The following is a 16995-nucleotide window of genomic DNA, read 5'->3' as shown; positions in this document are numbered from 1 at the left end:
AGCGTCACGTCCCGTCGAGCGCCGGGAAATCGGGTGCGGACCGGCAGGCAATGCAGGTGAACCGATTCAGCCGTCGGTTTCGTCACCGGTGAGTTCGTCCAGTCGTTCGAAGTACGTCTCCCGGGGGACCTGGTACAGGTCTCGATAGTCGATCTCGCCGTCGTCGAACTGCCGGGCGAGTGCGATCGTTCGCTCGAGGGCTTCGTCCCGGGTCGGGTATCGCAGCGTCTCGTTCAGCGACACGTCCGGCTCGAGGTAGAGCGTCACGAACCAGTCCGCGGAATCGACCGTATCGGCGGGGTTGACGCCGGGTCGGCGGGTTCGCTTGCCGTGGGTGAGATACAGCGTCGGCAGACAGGGTGCGGGGAAGTCCGCGGCGTTGAACACGTCCGGTCGGTACGCGAGGACGAGCCGCCCCTGCTCACCCTGACTCCAGACGGTCCATGCGTCCGGGAGCCGCGAGCGGTCACCCACGCCATCCGCATCCGTATCCGACATGGCCGGCGGTAGGACCCCTCACCGTAAATCCCCGTCGCCACCGAGCGGGTCGGGTGGCCCCTCGGTTCCGCTGGCCCGACGACGGTTGGTCGATGGAGCGCGCGCGAGCCGACGTGGACGCTGCAGGCCGGTAACTTATACCGAAAGCGCCCGAATGTGATCTGTGTTACCGAGCATCAACACAGTGTCCTGGCAATATTCTCCTGGAATAAAGTCCTGACAAATACCTTTTGGGGCTAAGGCTAAGTAGCTGGATTACTCACTCATTAAATACTATCGGTATCCGTTTGCCGGGCCGATCCACTCCGCGCCCGTCCCCGGCGCAGCGTTGCCCGATCCCCTGACGAGGCATCGCGCAACGTCGAGTGGTGATAGATGACATATGACACGGCACATCGTCGCCGCCCACGAACGGGTTACGCTCCCCGAGACCCCCCTCGAGGAGTCCGACGAGTACGACGCGCTCACGTCGGGTGACGCGAGGCGACGGATTCCGACGGTTCGGCCACGCGACGCCACGGCTGGTCGAACGACGGCCGCGCAGGCAGTCCGCGGCTCACGGACGACTGCACAGCAGACGGGGGAACCCCGCAACTGGCAATGATACCATGACCGGTGACATCGAAACACTCGAGCAGCTCAGTACGGACTACAAGGAATCGATGCCTGCAGACCTCCGGGAAACCAAGTCCTTCGACTGGTACTTGGAGGTGGTCTACGAGGACCCGAAGGTGGCCCGCAACGCCCACCAGCGCGTCGCGGACATGTTCGACTACTACGGCACGACCTACGACGAGACCGAAGGGATGGTCGAGTACCAACTCGCCAGCGAGGACCCGCTGGGCGACGGCGAGAACACCTTCTACGGGAAGGTCATCCACCAATCGATCCACGAGTTCGTCAACAAGGTCAAGTCGGGTGCCCGCCGGCTTGGCCCCGAACGGCGAATCAAGCTTCTGCTCGGGCCGGTCGGCTCCGGGAAATCCCACTTCGACAAGCAGGTCCGCAAGTACTTCGAGGACTACACGCTGCGGGACGACGGCCGGATGTACACCTTCCGGTGGACCAACCTCTGTGACGTGATTCAGGATCAGGACCCGGCCGACGACTCCGTCCGCTCCCCGATGAACCAGGACCCGCTCGTGCTCTTGCCCGTAGAGCAGCGCCAGCGTGTTATCGACGATCTCAATGAGAACCTCGACGCACCCTACACCATTCAGAACGAGCAGGCGCTCGACCCCGAAAGCGAGTTCTACATGGACAAGCTGCTGGCGTACTACGACGACGACCTCCAGCAGGTCCTCGAGAACCACGTCGAGATCGTCCGGTTCGTCGCCGACGAGAACAAACGACAGGGCCTCGAGACCTTCGAGCCGAAGGACAAGAAGAACCAGGACGAGACCGAACTCACCGGCGACGTCAACTACTCGAAGATCGCCATCTACGGCGAGAGCGACCCCCGAGCGTTCGACTACTCCGGCGCGTTCTGTAACGCCAACCGCGGCATCTTCTCCGGCGAGGAACTGCTCAAACTCCAGCGGGAGTTCCTCTACGACTTCCTCCATGCGACCCAGGAGCAGACGATCAAGCCCAAGAACAACCCGCGGATCGACATCGATCAGGTGATCGTCGGCCGGACGAACATGCCCGAGTACAAGGACAAGAAGGGCGACGAGAAGATGGAGGCGTTCAACGACCGCACCAAGCGGATCGACTTTCCCTACGTCCTTTCCTACGAAGACGAGGCCAGCATCTACGAGAAGATGCTACAGAACGCCGACGTTCCCGACATCAACGTCGAGCCACACACCCTGGAGATGGCGGGGCTGTTCGGCGTCCTCACGCGCATCGAGGAGCCGGACACCGAGACCGTCGGGCTCCTCTCGAAGGCCAAGGCCTACAACGGCGAGATCGACGAGGGCGACGACATCGACACCAAGAAGCTCCGCGAAGAGGCCGAAGTAAAAGCCGAGATCGGCGAGGGCATGGTCGGGATCTCACCGCGGTTCATCGGCGACGAGATCGCCGAGGCCATCATGGACTCCAAACACCGCCAGCGCGGGTTCCTCTCGCCGCTGACGGTGTTCAACTTCTTCGAGGAGAACTTGGAACACCACGGCTCGATTCCCGAAGACAACTTCGAGACCTACTACCGTTACCTCGAGACGGTCCGCGAGGAGTACAAGGAGCGGGCCATCGAGGACGTCCGCCACGCGCTGGCCTACGACATCGACGAGATCCAGCGCCAGGGCGAGAAGTACATGGACCACGTGATGGCCTACATCGACGACGACACGATCGAGGACGAACTCACGGGTCGCGAACAGGAGCCCGACGAGACGTTCCTCCGGTCGGTCGAGGAGAAACTCGACATTCCCGAGGACCGCAAGGAGGACTTTCGACAGGAGGTCTCCAACTGGGTCTCCCGCCGTGCCCGCGAAGGCGAGGCGTTCAACCCTCAGGACAACGAGCGCCTGCGCCGCGCCCTCGAGCGCAAGCTCTGGGAGGACAAGAAACACAACATCAACTTCTCCGCGCTGGTCAGCGCCAACGAGTTCGACGACGACGAGCGCTCCGCGTGGATCGACGCGCTGATCGAACAGGGCTACTCCGAGGGCGGTGCCAAGGAGGTGCTCGAGTTCGCCGGTGCGGAGGTCGCCAAGGCAGAGATGGACGACTAACAATGAGCGAACACGAGGCCGAGTAACATGACCGGACACGACTACGTCACCGAGGCCGACCGCGCGCTCGAGGAGACCTACGAGGAGCCGATGTCCCTCGCGGCGTACGTCGATCGGATCTTCGAGAACCCGTCGATCGCCTCCCACGCCTCGAAGTACCTGCTCGAGGCGATCGAGGCCGCGGGCACGCGCACGGTCGTCGAGGAAGGCGAGGAAAAGGAGCGCTACCGCTTCTTCGACGACCCGTACAACGACGGTGAGCACGCGATCCTCGGGAACACCGAGGTGCTCAACGGGTTCGTCGACGACCTGCGGTCGATCGCCGCGGGCCGGGCGAAAGACGAGAAGATCATCTGGTTCGAGGGGCCGACCGCGACCGGCAAGTCCGAACTCAAACGCTGTCTGGTCAACGGCCTGCGCGAGTACTCGAAGACGCCCGAGGGCCGTCGCTACACCGTCGAGTGGAACATCTCGACCGCCGAGGGCGGCGAGCGCGGACTGAGCTACGGTGACGACACCAGCGCCGCCGACGAGCAGGACTGGTACGAGAGTCCCGTCCAGGCCCACCCGCTATCGGTGTTTCCCGCAGAGGTGCGGAGCGATCTGCTCGAGGAACTCAACGCCGACCTCGACACCCACGTGCCGATTCAGGTCGACGCACAACTCGATCCGTTCTCCCGGGAGGCATACGACTTCCTGGAGGAGCGCTACCGCCGGGCGGGCGAGGAGGAACTGTTCTCGGCGATCACGGACGAGAGCCACCTCCGCGTGAAAAATTACGTCGTCGACACGGGCCAGGGCGTCGGGGTCCTCCACTCGGAGGACGACGGCCCACCCAAAGAGCGGCTCGTCGGCTCGTGGATGCACGGCATGCTCCAGGAACTCGACTCGCGGGGTCGGAAGAATCCCCAGGCGTTCAGCTACGACGGCGTGCTCTCGCAGGGCAACGGCGTGCTGACGATCGTCGAGGACGCGGCCCAGCACGCGGATCTCCTCCAGAAGCTGCTGAACGTCCCCGACGAGCAGTCGGTGAAGCTGGACAAGGGGATCGGGATGGACGTCGATTCCCAGCTCCTGATCATCTCGAACCCCGACCTCGAGGCCCAACTCAACCAGCACGCCGACCGGAACGGGATGGACCCGCTGAAGGCGCTCAAGCGCCGGCTGGACAAACACCGCTTTGGCTATCTGACGAATCTGAGCCTCGAGACGGAACTCATTCGCCGCGAGCTGACCAACGAGACGAACGTCTGGGAGGCCGAGAGCTACGACGAACTCGCCGATCGGATCCGCGCCCCGGTGACGGTGACGGTCAAGGACCGCGACGGCGAGACGCGCGTCCAGGAGTTCGCGCCGCACGCGATCGAGGCGGCCGCGCTGTACGCGGTCGTCACGCGACTGGACGAGGAGCACCTCCCGAACGGGCTCGATCTGGTGGATAAGGCCTTGATATACGATCAGGGCTACCTTCAAGAGGGCGACAGCCGCCGCGAAAAGGACGAGTTCGACTTCGACGGGGACGGCAACGACGGCGATCACGGCATCCCGGTCACGTACACGCGGGACACGCTCGCGGAACTGCTCCAGACCGATCGGGACCGCCACCACGCCGAGCTGTCGGTCGAGGACATCGTCATGCCCCGCGACGTGTTAAACGCCATGGTCGAGGGGCTGATCGACGCGCCGGTCTTCTCGACGGGCGAGCGCTCGGAGTTCGAAAACCGCGTCGTGCCCGTGAAAAACTACATCTATGATCAACAGGAGAGCGACGTCATCGAGGCCATCATGCACGACAAGCGCGTCGACGAGGAGACCGTCGCCGAGTACGTCGAACACGTCTACGCCTGGGAGACCGAGGAGCCGCTGTACAACGACCGCGGGGAGCGCGTCGAGCCCGACCCGCTGACGATGAAGCTGTTCGAGATCGAGCACCTCGGCCGGTTCTCCGAGAGCGGGTACGACGGGAACCAGCCCCGCGAGAGCGTCCGGAACTTCCGGCGCGAGAAGGTCATCACGTCGCTGAACCGCCACGCCTGGGAGCACCGCGACGAGGACTTCGCCGTCGAGGACGTCGATCTCACCGCGATCCCGGTGATCAAGACCGTCCTCGAGAGCCACGACTGGGACGACGTCGAGCGAACCTTCGAGGACTTCGACCCGCGCCAGTGGAGCGACCCGCCGAGCGGGACCGAGACGGCCGCCGTCAAGGAGAGCACGATCGACACGATGGTCGACCTCTTCGGCTACTCGGCGGCATCGGCCGAACTGACCAGCAGACACGTCATGGGACAGGTGAGCTACAGATGGGACTGAGAGACGACCTCGAGCGGTTCCGGGAGGTGGGCGAACAGCGTCGCGAGGATCTGGCCGACTTCATCCAGTACGGCGACCTCGGTCAGAGCCGGCCGGGCGAGATCAAGATCCCGGTCAAAATCGTCTCGCTGCCGGAGTTCGAGTACGACCAGCGCGATCAGGGTGGCGTCGGACAGGGCGAGGACGGCACGCCCGATACCGGTCAGCCGGTCGGCCAGCCACAACCCCAGCCGGGTGACGACGACGGCGAAGACGGCGACCCCGGCGAGGAGGGCGGCGACCACGAGTACTACGAGATGGACCCCGAGGAGTTCGCCGCGGAACTCGACGAGGAGTTGGGACTCGACCTCGATCCGAAGGGCAAGAAGGTCGTCGAGGAGAAGGAAGGTCCGTTTACCGACCTCACGCGGACCGGTCCCAACAGCACGCTCGACTTCGAGCGGATGTTCAAGGAGGGGCTCAAGCGCAAGCTCGCGATGGACTTCGACGAGGAGTTCTTGCGGGAACTCTGCAAGGTCGAGGGGATCGAGCCCCGCGATGTCTTCGAGTGGGCGCGCGGCGAGAACCTGCCGGTGTCGATGGCCTGGATCGAAGAGGCCTACAAGGACATCCCGGACGAGGAACGCGGTACGTGGGACTCGATTCAGGACGTCGAAGACAACGTCGAGCGCGAGAGCGTCCAGCAGAAGATCCGCCGCGAAGGGATCAAACACGTGCCCTTCCGCCGCGAGGACGAACGCTATCGTCACCCCGAGATCATCGAGGAGAAGGAGAAGAACGTCGTGGTCGTCAACATCCGCGACGTTTCCGGCTCGATGCGCGAGAAGAAACGCGAACTCGTCGAGCGGACGTTCACCCCGCTGGACTGGTACCTGCAGGGGAAGTACGACAACGCCGAGTTCGTCTACATCGCCCACGACGCCGACGCCTGGGAGGTCGACCGCGACGAGTTCTTCGGTATCCGCAGCGGCGGCGGCACCAAGATCTCGAGCGCGTACGAACTCGCCGCCGAGTTGCTCGAGGAGTACCCCTGGGCCGACTGGAACCGGTACGTCTTCGCCGCGGGCGACTCGGAGAACTCCTCGAACGACACCGAGGAGCGCGTGGTCCCGATGATGGAGGGTATCCCCGCGAACCTCCACGCCTACGTGGAGACCCAACCAAGCGGCAACGCGATCAACGCCACCCACGCCGAGGAACTCGAGCGCCACTTCGGCACCGACGCCGACGACGTCGCGGTGGCGTACGTCAACGACGAATCGGACGTGACGGACGCGATCTACGAGATCCTCTCGACGGAGGGCACTGCAAATGAGTAATTCGGACAGATTCCGCAAACAGGCGATCGCCAGCGAACTCGAGGAGCCGGTCGAGGAGGCCCGGAACCTCGCCGAGAAACTCGGCCTCGAGCCCTATCCGGTGAAGTACTGGATCATCGATTACGACGAGATGAACGAACTCATCGCCTACGGCGGGTTCCAGAGCCGGTACCCTCACTGGCGGTGGGGGATGCAGTACGACAAGCAACAAAAGCAGGGCCAGTACGCGGGCGGGAAGGCCTTCGAGATCGTCAACAACGACAACCCAGCGCACGCGTTCCTCCAGGAGTCCAACACGGTCGCCGACCAGAAGGCGGTCATCACCCACGTCGAGGCCCACTCGGACTTCTTCGCCAACAACGACTGGTTCGGCATGTTCACCAGCGGGCGCGCGGACGAGGACCAGGTCAACGCCGCGGCCATGCTCGAGCGGCACGCGCGGGCGATCGACGAGTACATGTCCGATCCCGAGATCGACCGCGCCGAGGTCGAGAAGTGGATCGACCACTGCCTGTCCCTCGAGGACAATATCGACCAGCATCAGGTGTTCAGCCGTCGGCTCGACGTCGATGGCCCCGCGATCGAGGGGATCGACGAGGATCTCGCCGAGAAGTTGGACGAACTCGAACTCTCCGACGAGATCAAAGGCGAGGTCTTCACCGAGGAGTGGGTCGAGCAACTCGAGGAAGAGGAGCTTACCGGGACCTTCCCCGAGGAGCCACAGAAGGACCTGCTGGCCTTCGTTCGTGAACACGGCAAGCAGTACGACGACGACGCCGGCCGCGGCGTCGAGATGGAGGAGTGGCAACGCGACATCCTCGACATGATGCGAGCGGAGGCCTACTACTTCGCCGCCCAGAAGATGACGAAGGTGATGAACGAGGGCTGGGCCTGTGTCGACCCGGAAACGCCGATATTCACCACCGACGGGCTCGTTCCGATGCGGGAAGTGGTCGACAACCACACGACCGTCTCCGACGGCGAAACCACTCGCAACGTCTACGACGCCAATATCATTCCGGATCACGACACCGTGACGATCGAGACCCGTCGCGGCTTCGAACTGACCGGATCGAACAATCACCGGATTCGGCTTCCGGACGGGTCGTGGTCCCGGCTCGACGAACTCTCGGTCGGCGACGAGATCGACGTCTCGGGCGGGAACGACACGTGGTCGTCGACGTACGCCGACCTCGAGTGGGAACCACCCGAAAACGTCACGCTGAATGATGTCGCCGAGGAAGCCGGTGTTTCGGTCTGGACGGTCATGCGATACCGACGAGTCGGACGGGCACGAAAGACCGAAGCCATAGAAAACGCCTTGAGCGAGTACGAAGGGGACGACCAAGGACTGGCCCAGCGAGATCCGATCGCCGTTCCTGACGCGATCGACGAACGGTTCGGTCGGTTCCTCGGATTGCTTGTCGGTGACGGCCACGTGTCGTCATCGGCCGGACACGTCGGGTTCACGAACCGCGAAAAGCGCCACGCCGAGGAGTTTGCAGGACTAGTCGACGAACTCTTCGGGATCGATCCAACGGTCGAACAGCAAGGAAACCGATGGCGGGTATACGCCTATTCCCGGAATCTCGTCGAGTTACTGCAAGAAGAGATCGGCCTTCCGGATGGCAAGGCAGCAGATAGAAAGACGGTTCCGGAACCGATCCTTCGCTCCCCACGAAGCGTCGTCGCCGAGTTCATCCGCGGGCTGTTCGACGCGGACGGCCACGCGGGCGACCAGGGTGCGATCCTGACCACGACGAGCGAGGAACTGAGTGAAACCGTCCTGTTGCTCTTGACGAACTTCGATATCCTCGGTCGACGGCGGGAACAGACGGATGGGTGCTACCACGTCCATCTCACTGGCAAATCGGCCCACACGTTCGCCGACGAAATCGGGTTTGGATACCCAGCGAAGGCTGACGCGCTTCGCGCGTATCTCGACGATCTCTCGTGGTTCGAGGCGGAAGAATGGACCGACGAGATCGTCTCGATAGCGGAGTCGACCGGGACCGTATACGACATTTCGGTCGAAGAAACGCATCGGTACGCGGGTGCAGGAGTTATCAATCACAACTCCTACTGGGAGTCGACGATGATGACCGACGAGGCCTTCGCCGGTGACGACGAGTTCGTCAACTACGCCGACCACATGGCGAAAGTGCTGGCGTCGGGCGGGCTCAACCCCTACAGCCTCGGGATGGAACTCTGGGAGTACGTCGAGAACACGACCAACCGACGGGAGGTTCTCGAGGCCCTGCTGCGCGTCGAGGGAATCTCGTGGCGCAACCTCGTCGACGTCGTCGACTTCGACGACGTCCTCGAGCGACTCGAGCCGCCGGCGGCGATCGAGACCATCACTCCCGAGACGCTCGACGCGCTCGCGGAGGTCTCCGACGAGTGGGTCGACCACGAGGCCGTCGAAAAGGCCCGCGCGGGCGAGATCGACGTTTCGAACTACCCCTGGAAGGTACTGACCGAGACGGGGTTGGCGCGTCGCCACTACTCGCTGGTCAAGCGTCAGCATCGCGGGTTCCTCGGTCGGGTCAACCAGAACGAACTCGAGCGGATCGGTCGGTACCTGTTCGACGACGCCCGCTACGCGTCGATTGAGGAAGCACTGGACGATGTCGACTTCACGGCCGGCTGGAACCGGATGTTCGACGTCCGTGAGAGTCACAACGACGTGACCTTCTTGGACGAGTTCCTGACCCAGGAGTTCATCACGGAGAACAACTACTTCACCTACGAGCACTCCCAGGCGACGGGGCAGTTCCACGTCGCCAGCGACGCGGCCGAGGACGTCAAAAAGAAGCTGCTGTTGCAGTTCACTAACTTCGGGAAGCCGACCATCGCGGTCTACGACGGCAACTACAACAACGCCAACGAACTGCTGCTCGGCCACCAGTACAACGGTGTCATGCTCGATCTCGAGCAGGCTACGGAGACGCTCAAGCGGATCTTCGAACTGTGGGGGCGGCCGGTGAACCTGCTGACGATCGTCAAGGAAGTCGACGAACACGACATCGAGGTCGCCAAGCGCCGCAATCGCGAGCCCGAACCCGAAGAGCAGGGCAAACTGATCCGGTACAACGGCCAGACGGTGACGACCGAAGACGTGCCCTGGGAGGAGGTCGAACACCTCGCTGCCGACGATGTCGATTACGACACGAAGCCCGACGAATGGCTCGCGTAAAGGCGCTCGTGACCCGGGTTCCGTCTCCTCGGAGCGCATCGGTCCGGGGGCCGTTGGCCAGAACCCTTACGGCGGCGTTCGCCAATGCAGGGACACGATGGATGGGGATGGGTGTGAGGCCGTCGAGCCTCGGGGCCGGGGGGCCACCGGGGTCGATCTGCCAGCAGTACTGACACGACTCGACGACCAGGAGCCGGCGGAGCAACGGGCCGCTGTCCGTCGGATTCGGACCACAATCGACGACCAGGGGCAGGCGGCGGCGTGTGCCCCGACGGTGCCGAAGTTACGGACGCTGCTCGAGCAGTCCGAACTGGATTTTCACGACGAAGTCGCCGCCTGTCTCGCGGAGTTGGCGGCCGACGCACCGACGGACGTCGCGCCGTCGACCGGCACGATCGTAACGGTCGCTCGCGAAAACGCCGACCAGCCGGTGGCACGGGAACTCCTCCGGTGTCTCGCCGCTGTCGCGGCCGAGCGGCCGGACGTCCTGGTCGAGCACCTCGAGGTGATCGCCGACGTGCTGGATCGGCGACGCGGGTACGACCGCCACGGGCTGCAGGCGATCGCCCGCGTCTCGACGGCGGAGCCGACGGCGATCGAACCGGTCGCGCCGATTCTCATCGACGCGCTGGCCGCGAACCCGATCGAAAACGGGCCGCCGGTGTGCCGAGCGCTCGGTCGGCTGGCACGGTCCGGCGGGGAACTGCCCGCCCGCGAGTTCGTTACGCACGCCGCGGGTCTCGTCGACCACGACGACGGAGCGCTGCGACACGACGCGATCGCCTGTCTCGGCGACGTCGCCCACTGCGACCCCGACGCGGTCGAACCGGTTTGTGCCGATCTCGCGGCGGCGCTTTCCTTTCCGGACTCGGAGACGCGCGCTATCGCGGCGGTCACGGTGGCCCGCATCGCCGCCCAGACCGGCGACGCGGTCGCTCCGGTTCGCGACGAGTTGCGCGAACTCCTCGCGGACGGCCACGCGACCGTCCGGGCGAACGCCTGCGTTGCGCTCGGGTACGGGCGCGTCGACACGGCCGCGCCGCGGTTGCGGGAACTCGCGGCCGATGATCCGGCACCGAACGTCCGCGATCGCGCTTCGTGGGCCGTGCATCGCCTGTCCGACGGCAAGTAGCGGTCGACACGGACCGTAACGCAGTCGATGCTCGCGGCCGTTTCTCCGACCATGAACGTCAGCGTCGAGACCGAGTCCCGGTCGACGACCGTCGACGTAACCGACCGCATCGCTGCAGCCGTTCCGGACTACCTCGAGTCGGGTACCTGTACGGCCTTCGTCCAGCATACGACGGCCGGACTCGTCGTCCAAGAGGACGAGCCGCGGCTTCGCGGCGATCTCGAGTCGTTTCTGGGCGATCTGGTCCCCGACGAAGGGCACGCACACGACGAGTTAGACGGCAATGCGGACGCCCATCTGCGAGCGGCACTGCTCGGCCCGGACGTGACGATCCCGATCGTAGACGGGGAGTTGGCGCTGGGGACCTGGCAGTCGGTGTTGCTCGTCGAGTGTGACGGACCGCGAACCCGGACCGTGACCGTGACGACCGTCGGCGACGCTGATCGCCACTGAACGCCACTGCACGCCTGCTCGCACGACGGCTGTGCGAGGAGTGTGTCACTCGTGTCAGCTGATCTTTAACGCCGCTCGAGGTGCCGGGTGCGTGGGACCTGCCGGAACCGGCCGGGGGTTCGACGCGACGGGACGAGGAGCCGGACCCGAGACGAATCGGCCGATGCGCCGTGTCTCTCTCGAAGCCGCACGATCAGACGGCGATCGGCCGATCCGCCGAGACGCAGTCGACGCCCCGGTAGCCGAGCAACACCGCCATCGATCGACGCTCGACGGTCCACGCGTGAACCTCGAGCCCGACGCGCTTCGCCCGCGGGACGAGCCCGGTCGCCAGACAGCGCCAGCGGTTCGCACCGAGCACGTCACAGTCGAGTTCGACCGCGGTCGTGACCGGCGTCTCGAGGTTACGACTCACGAGCACCCCGATGGGCTGGTCCGGATCGCGCTCGCGGATCGTCCGCAGTTCGGAGACCAGAAAGGACGTCACGATGACGCGATTGTCGACGGCGGCCTCGTCGAGCATCGTGAGGACGTCCGCGGCGATGTCGGAGACCTTGAGCTCGAGCGTGACCTCGACGGACGGCGGCAGGGCCGCGAGCATGTCCGCAAGGGTCGGAATCCGCTCGTCGGACTCGAACACCGAGTAGTCGGCGAGTTCCGCGAGCGGGGTCTCCGCGACGCTGCCCGACCCGTCGGTGATGCGATCGATCGTTTCGTCGTGGACGACGACGAGTTCGCCGGAGCCACAGCGTCGCACGTCGAACTCGACGACATCGGCGTGCTCGGCGGCGGCCCGGACGGCACCGATCGTGTTCTCGGGGGCGGTCGCGGCGAAGCCGCGATGCGCGATGAGTCGCATTCACCGGCGTAACGGGAGCCGCGGGCTTCAGTGGCGCGTTCGGTCGCAGGACCTGAACCCGTCGCTCCGGGGCCGTCCAAATCACTTAGTAAGCAACGTTACAAGAGTACCCCGACTAGATGGAGACGATTACCGGATTGGATACCCCACCCATTCACTCGGTCGGCGTGATCCATCTATGAGCGGCACCGGCCGAGACAGTGTGCCTGTCGACGTCCTGCTCGTGGAGGACGAGGCCAAAGCCGTTCGGCTCATCGGCGAGGCGTTCGACGAGGTCGACGCCGAAACGTCGGTTCGGGTCGCCGCCGACGGCGACGAAGCGTTGACGGTGCTGACCGACCGCGGCGACGAACCCCCATCGGTTCCGGATCTCGTGTTGCTGGATCTGGACGGGCCGCGGCTGAGCGGTCTCGAGCTTCTCGAGGCGATCTCGAACGAGCCGACGCTCGCGCGGCTTCCCGTGCTCGTGTTGACGCGATCGGCGGCCGTCGAGGACGTTCGAGCGAGCTACGAGCTTGCGGCCAACGCCTCTCTCACGAAACCGTCCGAGCCAGCGGCCTACGCCGCGATGGTCGAGGCGATCGCGGACTTCTGGTTCGGGCGGGCTGTCCTGCCGACGGACGGGTCGTAGCGCCGATTCGCACGCGGCGAGGCGTCTTCGCCCCGTCCCTTGATACGACCGGCCAGCACACGTACGGTATGGCAGTCACGACCGCATTCGACGTCGATTTCGACGGCACCGTCGCGGTAATCACCGGCGCGAGCGGCGCGCTCGGCAGTGCGACCGTCGATCGCTTCCGCGCGGCGGGGGCGACCGTCTGTGCCGTCGACGTGATTCCACCGGCCGACGAGGACAGTTCGCTCGAGGTGGACCCCGCCGACGAACCCGGCCTCGCGTTCTACGAGGCGGACCTGACCGACGAGGATGACGTCGCGACCCTGATGGATGCCGTCGTCGACGACCACGAGCGGATCGATCACCTGGTGAACATCGCCGGGACGTGGCGCGGCGGCGACCGCATCGAGGACACCGACCTCGCGGAGTTCGAGTTGCTCGTCGACGTCAACCTGAAAACGGCCTTCCTCGCGTCCAAACACGCCCTGCCGCACCTCCGGGAGGTGGCGGGCTCGATCGTCAGTATCAGCGCCCGGTCCTCGCTCGAGGGCGGCGCGGGCGACGGTCCCTACCGGATCACGAAGGCCGGCATCCGGCTGCTGACGGAGACGCTGGCCGAGGAGAACCGCGGGACCGTCCGTGCGAACTGCGTCATGCCGAGCGTGATCGACACGCCGATGAACCGCGAGCTGATGCCCGACGCCGATCACGACGAATGGGTCGCTCCGGGCGACATCGCGGACGTGCTCGCGTTCCTCTGTAGCGACGGTGCGGCGGTGACAAGCGGTGCTGCGGTACCGGTGTACGGCGAGGCCTAACTGTCGTCGGGAGTGGCAAAAAAAGTCGTCGTTCGAATCGGCGGTCGTACCCGTTAGAGGGTCGTGTTGAGCCAATCGGCGAACGAGCCAGTCAGGAACCCGTAGTAATCCCACGCGTTCAACGCCACCAGGCCGATCAGCGCGATAACGACTGGGATCCGGACGAACCAGAGCCACGCGACTCCCAGTGAGCCGATGTCTTTGATTCCCTTCTCGATCTCCTCGAGCGCGAGGTCAGGAACGATCCACCCCACGAAGATCGAGAGTAAGAGCCCGCCGAGCATGAGCAGGATGCTGTTCGCGAAGCCATCGTAAAGATCGATGAAAATGAGGTCGAGTGCGGCCGGCGTCCCGAAGAGGAATATAACCGCGCCCAGTGTGGCTGTTGCGGGAATGCGATCAATGTCCCATTCGTCGATCAGGTAGGAGACGACGACCTCCATAATACTGATCGCGCTCGAGAGTGCAGCGATGGCGACGGTGCCGAAGAAAATCGCACCGAGGAGGCCGCCAAGCGGAAGTTCGGCGAACGCCGCGGCGAGGCTGACAAAAATGAGCGACGGACCGGACGCACCGGGATCGATCCCCGCTGCAAAGAGGATCGGGAACGCGATCAGACCGGCGGTGAAGGCGATAAAGGTGTCGAGGACAGCAATGATACCGGCGTCCGACGCGAGGTTTCGATCCTCCCCGAGGTAGGATGCGTATGTCATCATCACTCCCATCCCGAGCGAGAGCGTGAAGAACGCCTGTGCGGCGGCTGCCGGGAGAATCGTCGTCCACTCGCTCATGATCGTACTGAGTTCCGGCGAGAGGTAGTACGCGTACGCGTCAGCTGCCCCCTCAAGCGTGAACACGTAAGCAGCGAGTCCGAGCGAAATGACGATGATAGCGGGCACCATCACCTTGACCGAGAGTTCGATCCCGCGCTCGATGCCAAGCGCGACGATGACGATGACTCCGAGCATGAAAAGCGCGTGCAAGGCGACGGCATCAAGCCCGGACGCGACTGCGCCGAACTGTTCAGGCGCGGCATCAGCAGTATATCCTCCCTGAAGCCCGATGAGAACGTAACGAACCGTCCAGCCTGCGACGACGCTGTAGTACGACAGGATGACGAAACCGGCCGTGACGAAGACCCAGCCGATCTTCGTCCACGCGCCGCTCCCGATTCGCTTGAGTGCTCCCACGGGATTCCGTTCCGTATTTCGGCCGACGACGAATTCGGCGAGGATGACCGGAAAGCCGACCATGACGATCAACAGGAGATAGATAAACAGGAAGGCGGCGCCCCCTTGCTCCCCCACTTGATACGGAAATCGCCATATATTACCCAATCCCACTGCGCTCCCCACTGCAGCAAGGATGAACCCTGTTCGTGTGGCCCATGATTCGCGTTGTGCCATACCAGCTTTTATAAAAATGCCCCTATTTAAGTCTTTGTGGACCACCGGTTATTTGCCAGCAGATGAGTTATTAATCGTGAAGGAGTTACGGAATCCTTTTCCAGTTGGTCCTCGCACAACGGCGTATGAATCGTGTAGGGGTGTTCCCGGAATGACGATGGAAGACCGCATCGACGAACTCGAGGAGCTCCGCGAAGAGGCGCGGCAGGGCGGCGGCGAGGCCCGTATCGAGAAGCAACACGACAAGGGGAAGATGACCGCCCGGGAGCGGATCGACTACTTCCTCGACGACGGCACCTTTACCGAGTTCGACCAGCTCCGGACCCACCAGACGAGCCAGTTCGGGATGGAAGAAAAGAAGATTCCCGGCGACGGCGTTGTCACGGGGTACGGCGAGGTCAACGGGCGAACCACTTTCATCTTCGCCCACGACTTCACCGTTTTTGGCGGCTCGCTCGGCGAGGTCTTCGCCGAGAAGGTCTGCAAGGTCATGGACATGGCAATGGAGGTCGGCGCGCCGGTCATCGGACTCAACGACTCCGCTGGGGCCCGCATTCAAGAGGGCGTCAAGAGCCTCGCGGGCTACACCGAGATCTTCCGCCGCAACCAGGAAGCCAGCGGCGTCGTCCCCCAGATCTCCGCGACGATGGGGCCGTGTGCCGGCGGTGCCGTCTACTCCCCGGCGATCACCGACTTCATCTTCATGGTCAAGGACACGAGCCACATGTACATCACTGGCCCCGGCGTCACCAAGACCGTCACCGGGGAGGAAGTGTCCCACGAGGAACTCGGCGGCGCGATGACCCACGCCAACAAGACCGGCGTCGCCCAGTTCGCCTGCGAGAGCGAGGAGCAGGCGCTCGACGATATCAAGCGGCTCCTCTCCTATCTCCCACAGAACAACGTCGAAGACCCCCCACGCGTCGACCCGTGGGACGACCCCGACCGCCGCGACGATGCGCTCACCGAGATCGTCCCCCCGAGCCCGCAAAAGCCCTACGACATGACCGACGTCATCGATAGCGTCGTCGACGAGGGGTCGTTCTTCGAGGTCGCCGACAACTTCGCCCAGAACATCGTCGTCGGCTTCGGCCGACTCGACGGGCGCTCGGTCGGCCTCGTCGCCAACCAGCCCCGCGTCAACGCCGGGACGCTGACCGTCGACGCCTCGATGAAGGCCTCGCGGTTCGTCCGCTTCTGTGACTCCTTTAACATCCCCATCGTCACGTTCGTCGACGTCCCCGGTTACATGCCCGGGACCGATCAGGAACACCGCGGGATCATCCGCCACGGCGCGAAACTGCTCTACGCCTACGCCGAAGCGACGGTGCCCCTGCTGACGGTCATCACTCGGAAGGCCTACGGCGGTGCCTACTGCGTCATGGCCTCGAAGAACCTCGGTGCGGACGTCAACTACGCCTGGCCGACCGCCGAGATCGCCGTCATGGGTCCCCAGGGCGCGGTCAACATCCTCTACCGCGAGGAACTCGAGGAGGCCGACAACCCCGACGAACTCCGCGACGAACTCATCGAGGAGTACCGCGAGGAGTTCGCCAACCCCTACACCGCGACGGACAAGGGCTTCCTCGACGATGTCATCGTGCCGACCGAAACCCGGCCGCGGCTGATCCGCGACCTCGAGATGCTCGAGACCAAGCGCGAACAGAACCCGGACAAGAAACACGGCAACATCCCGCTGTAGTC

Annotated in this window: 13 protein-coding genes and 2 pseudogenes; 12 read left to right on the top strand and 3 right to left on the bottom strand. The window is 64.2% G+C overall.

Features of this window, described 5'->3' with window-relative positions; translation table 11 throughout:
* Positions 1 to 66: 66 nt before the first annotated feature.
* Positions 67 to 498: a DUF5820 family protein gene (locus ALTAJ2_RS06445; protein ID WP_007108422.1), complete on the bottom strand. Its 432-nt coding sequence runs from the start codon at positions 496 to 498 to the stop codon at positions 67 to 69.
* A 382-nt stretch (positions 499 to 880) separates the two neighbouring features.
* Here ALTAJ2_RS06445 and ALTAJ2_RS19610 point away from each other — a divergent pair, with 382 nt between their 5' ends.
* The 9 genes and pseudogenes from ALTAJ2_RS19610 (at position 881) to ALTAJ2_RS06410 (ending at position 11592) form a co-directional block, all read left to right on the top strand.
* A complete protein-coding gene (locus tag ALTAJ2_RS19610) occupies positions 881 to 1102 on the top strand; it encodes a hypothetical protein (RefSeq protein WP_007108421.1) in 222 nt (73 codons plus the stop codon).
* A 4-nt stretch (positions 1103 to 1106) separates the two neighbouring features.
* Complete coding sequence (locus ALTAJ2_RS06435; RefSeq protein WP_007108420.1) at positions 1107 to 3179, top strand: PrkA family serine protein kinase; 2073 nt, start codon at positions 1107 to 1109, stop codon at positions 3177 to 3179.
* A 27-nt stretch (positions 3180 to 3206) separates the two neighbouring features.
* On the top strand, positions 3207 to 5492 hold the full coding sequence (locus ALTAJ2_RS06430) for a PrkA family serine protein kinase (RefSeq protein ID WP_007108419.1): 2286 nt from the start codon (positions 3207 to 3209) through the stop codon (positions 5490 to 5492).
* Positions 5483 to 6811 (top strand): YeaH/YhbH family protein, encoded by a 1329-nt coding sequence (locus ALTAJ2_RS06425; protein WP_050031435.1) that lies wholly within the window; start codon positions 5483 to 5485, stop codon positions 6809 to 6811. Before ALTAJ2_RS06430 ends, ALTAJ2_RS06425 begins: the two co-directional genes overlap by 10 nt.
* A pseudogene (locus tag ALTAJ2_RS20375) lies at positions 6804 to 7703 on the top strand (SpoVR family protein); the annotation flags it as partial. The gene ALTAJ2_RS06425 and the pseudogene ALTAJ2_RS20375, both read left to right, overlap by 8 nt.
* A pseudogene (locus ALTAJ2_RS20410) lies at positions 7686 to 8417 on the top strand (LAGLIDADG family homing endonuclease); the annotation flags it as partial. The pseudogenes ALTAJ2_RS20375 and ALTAJ2_RS20410, both read left to right, overlap by 18 nt.
* Positions 8412 to 10007 (top strand): SpoVR family protein, encoded by a 1596-nt coding sequence (locus ALTAJ2_RS20365; RefSeq protein ID WP_394295496.1) that lies wholly within the window; start codon positions 8412 to 8414, stop codon positions 10005 to 10007. The pseudogene ALTAJ2_RS20410 and the gene ALTAJ2_RS20365, both read left to right, overlap by 6 nt.
* 97 nt (positions 10008 to 10104) lie before the next feature.
* The gene (locus tag ALTAJ2_RS06415) at positions 10105 to 11139 is read left to right on the top strand and encodes a HEAT repeat domain-containing protein (RefSeq protein WP_007108415.1); all 1035 of its coding nucleotides are present in this window, start codon (positions 10105 to 10107) and stop codon (positions 11137 to 11139) included.
* Between the two features lie 27 nt (positions 11140 to 11166).
* On the top strand, positions 11167 to 11592 hold the full coding sequence (locus tag ALTAJ2_RS06410; protein WP_007108414.1) for a secondary thiamine-phosphate synthase enzyme YjbQ: 426 nt from the start codon (positions 11167 to 11169) through the stop codon (positions 11590 to 11592).
* A gap of 193 nt (positions 11593 to 11785) precedes the next feature.
* On the opposite strand, the gene ALTAJ2_RS06405 is transcribed toward ALTAJ2_RS06410, so the two are convergent.
* Complete coding sequence (locus ALTAJ2_RS06405; RefSeq protein WP_007108413.1) at positions 11786 to 12451, bottom strand: glycerophosphodiester phosphodiesterase; 666 nt, start codon at positions 12449 to 12451, stop codon at positions 11786 to 11788.
* A 178-nt stretch (positions 12452 to 12629) separates the two neighbouring features.
* On the opposite strand from ALTAJ2_RS06405, the gene ALTAJ2_RS06400 reads away from it, so the two are divergent.
* Together ALTAJ2_RS06400 and ALTAJ2_RS06395 are read left to right on the top strand one after the other, a co-directional pair.
* A complete protein-coding gene (locus ALTAJ2_RS06400) occupies positions 12630 to 13082 on the top strand; it encodes a response regulator (protein WP_007108412.1) in 453 nt (150 codons plus the stop codon).
* A 68-nt stretch (positions 13083 to 13150) separates the two neighbouring features.
* A complete protein-coding gene (locus ALTAJ2_RS06395) occupies positions 13151 to 13885 on the top strand; it encodes an SDR family oxidoreductase (protein WP_007108411.1) in 735 nt (244 codons plus the stop codon).
* A gap of 53 nt (positions 13886 to 13938) precedes the next feature.
* Here ALTAJ2_RS06395 and ALTAJ2_RS06390 read toward each other — a convergent pair whose 3' ends face one another.
* Complete coding sequence (locus ALTAJ2_RS06390; protein ID WP_081603334.1) at positions 13939 to 15291, bottom strand: sodium-dependent transporter; 1353 nt, start codon at positions 15289 to 15291, stop codon at positions 13939 to 13941.
* A 157-nt stretch (positions 15292 to 15448) separates the two neighbouring features.
* Between ALTAJ2_RS06390 and ALTAJ2_RS06385 the strand changes: the two genes are divergently transcribed.
* The gene (locus ALTAJ2_RS06385; protein WP_007108409.1) at positions 15449 to 16993 is read left to right on the top strand and encodes an acyl-CoA carboxylase subunit beta; all 1545 of its coding nucleotides are present in this window, start codon (positions 15449 to 15451) and stop codon (positions 16991 to 16993) included.
* Positions 16994 to 16995 lie beyond the last annotated feature (2 nt).

This window comes from Natrinema altunense, assembly GCF_000731985.1.
GTDB lineage: Archaea > Halobacteriota > Halobacteria > Halobacteriales > Natrialbaceae > Natrinema > Natrinema altunense.
The sequence above is the reverse complement of the archived record's forward strand: the minus strand, read 5'-3'. Positions and strand labels throughout refer to the sequence as shown.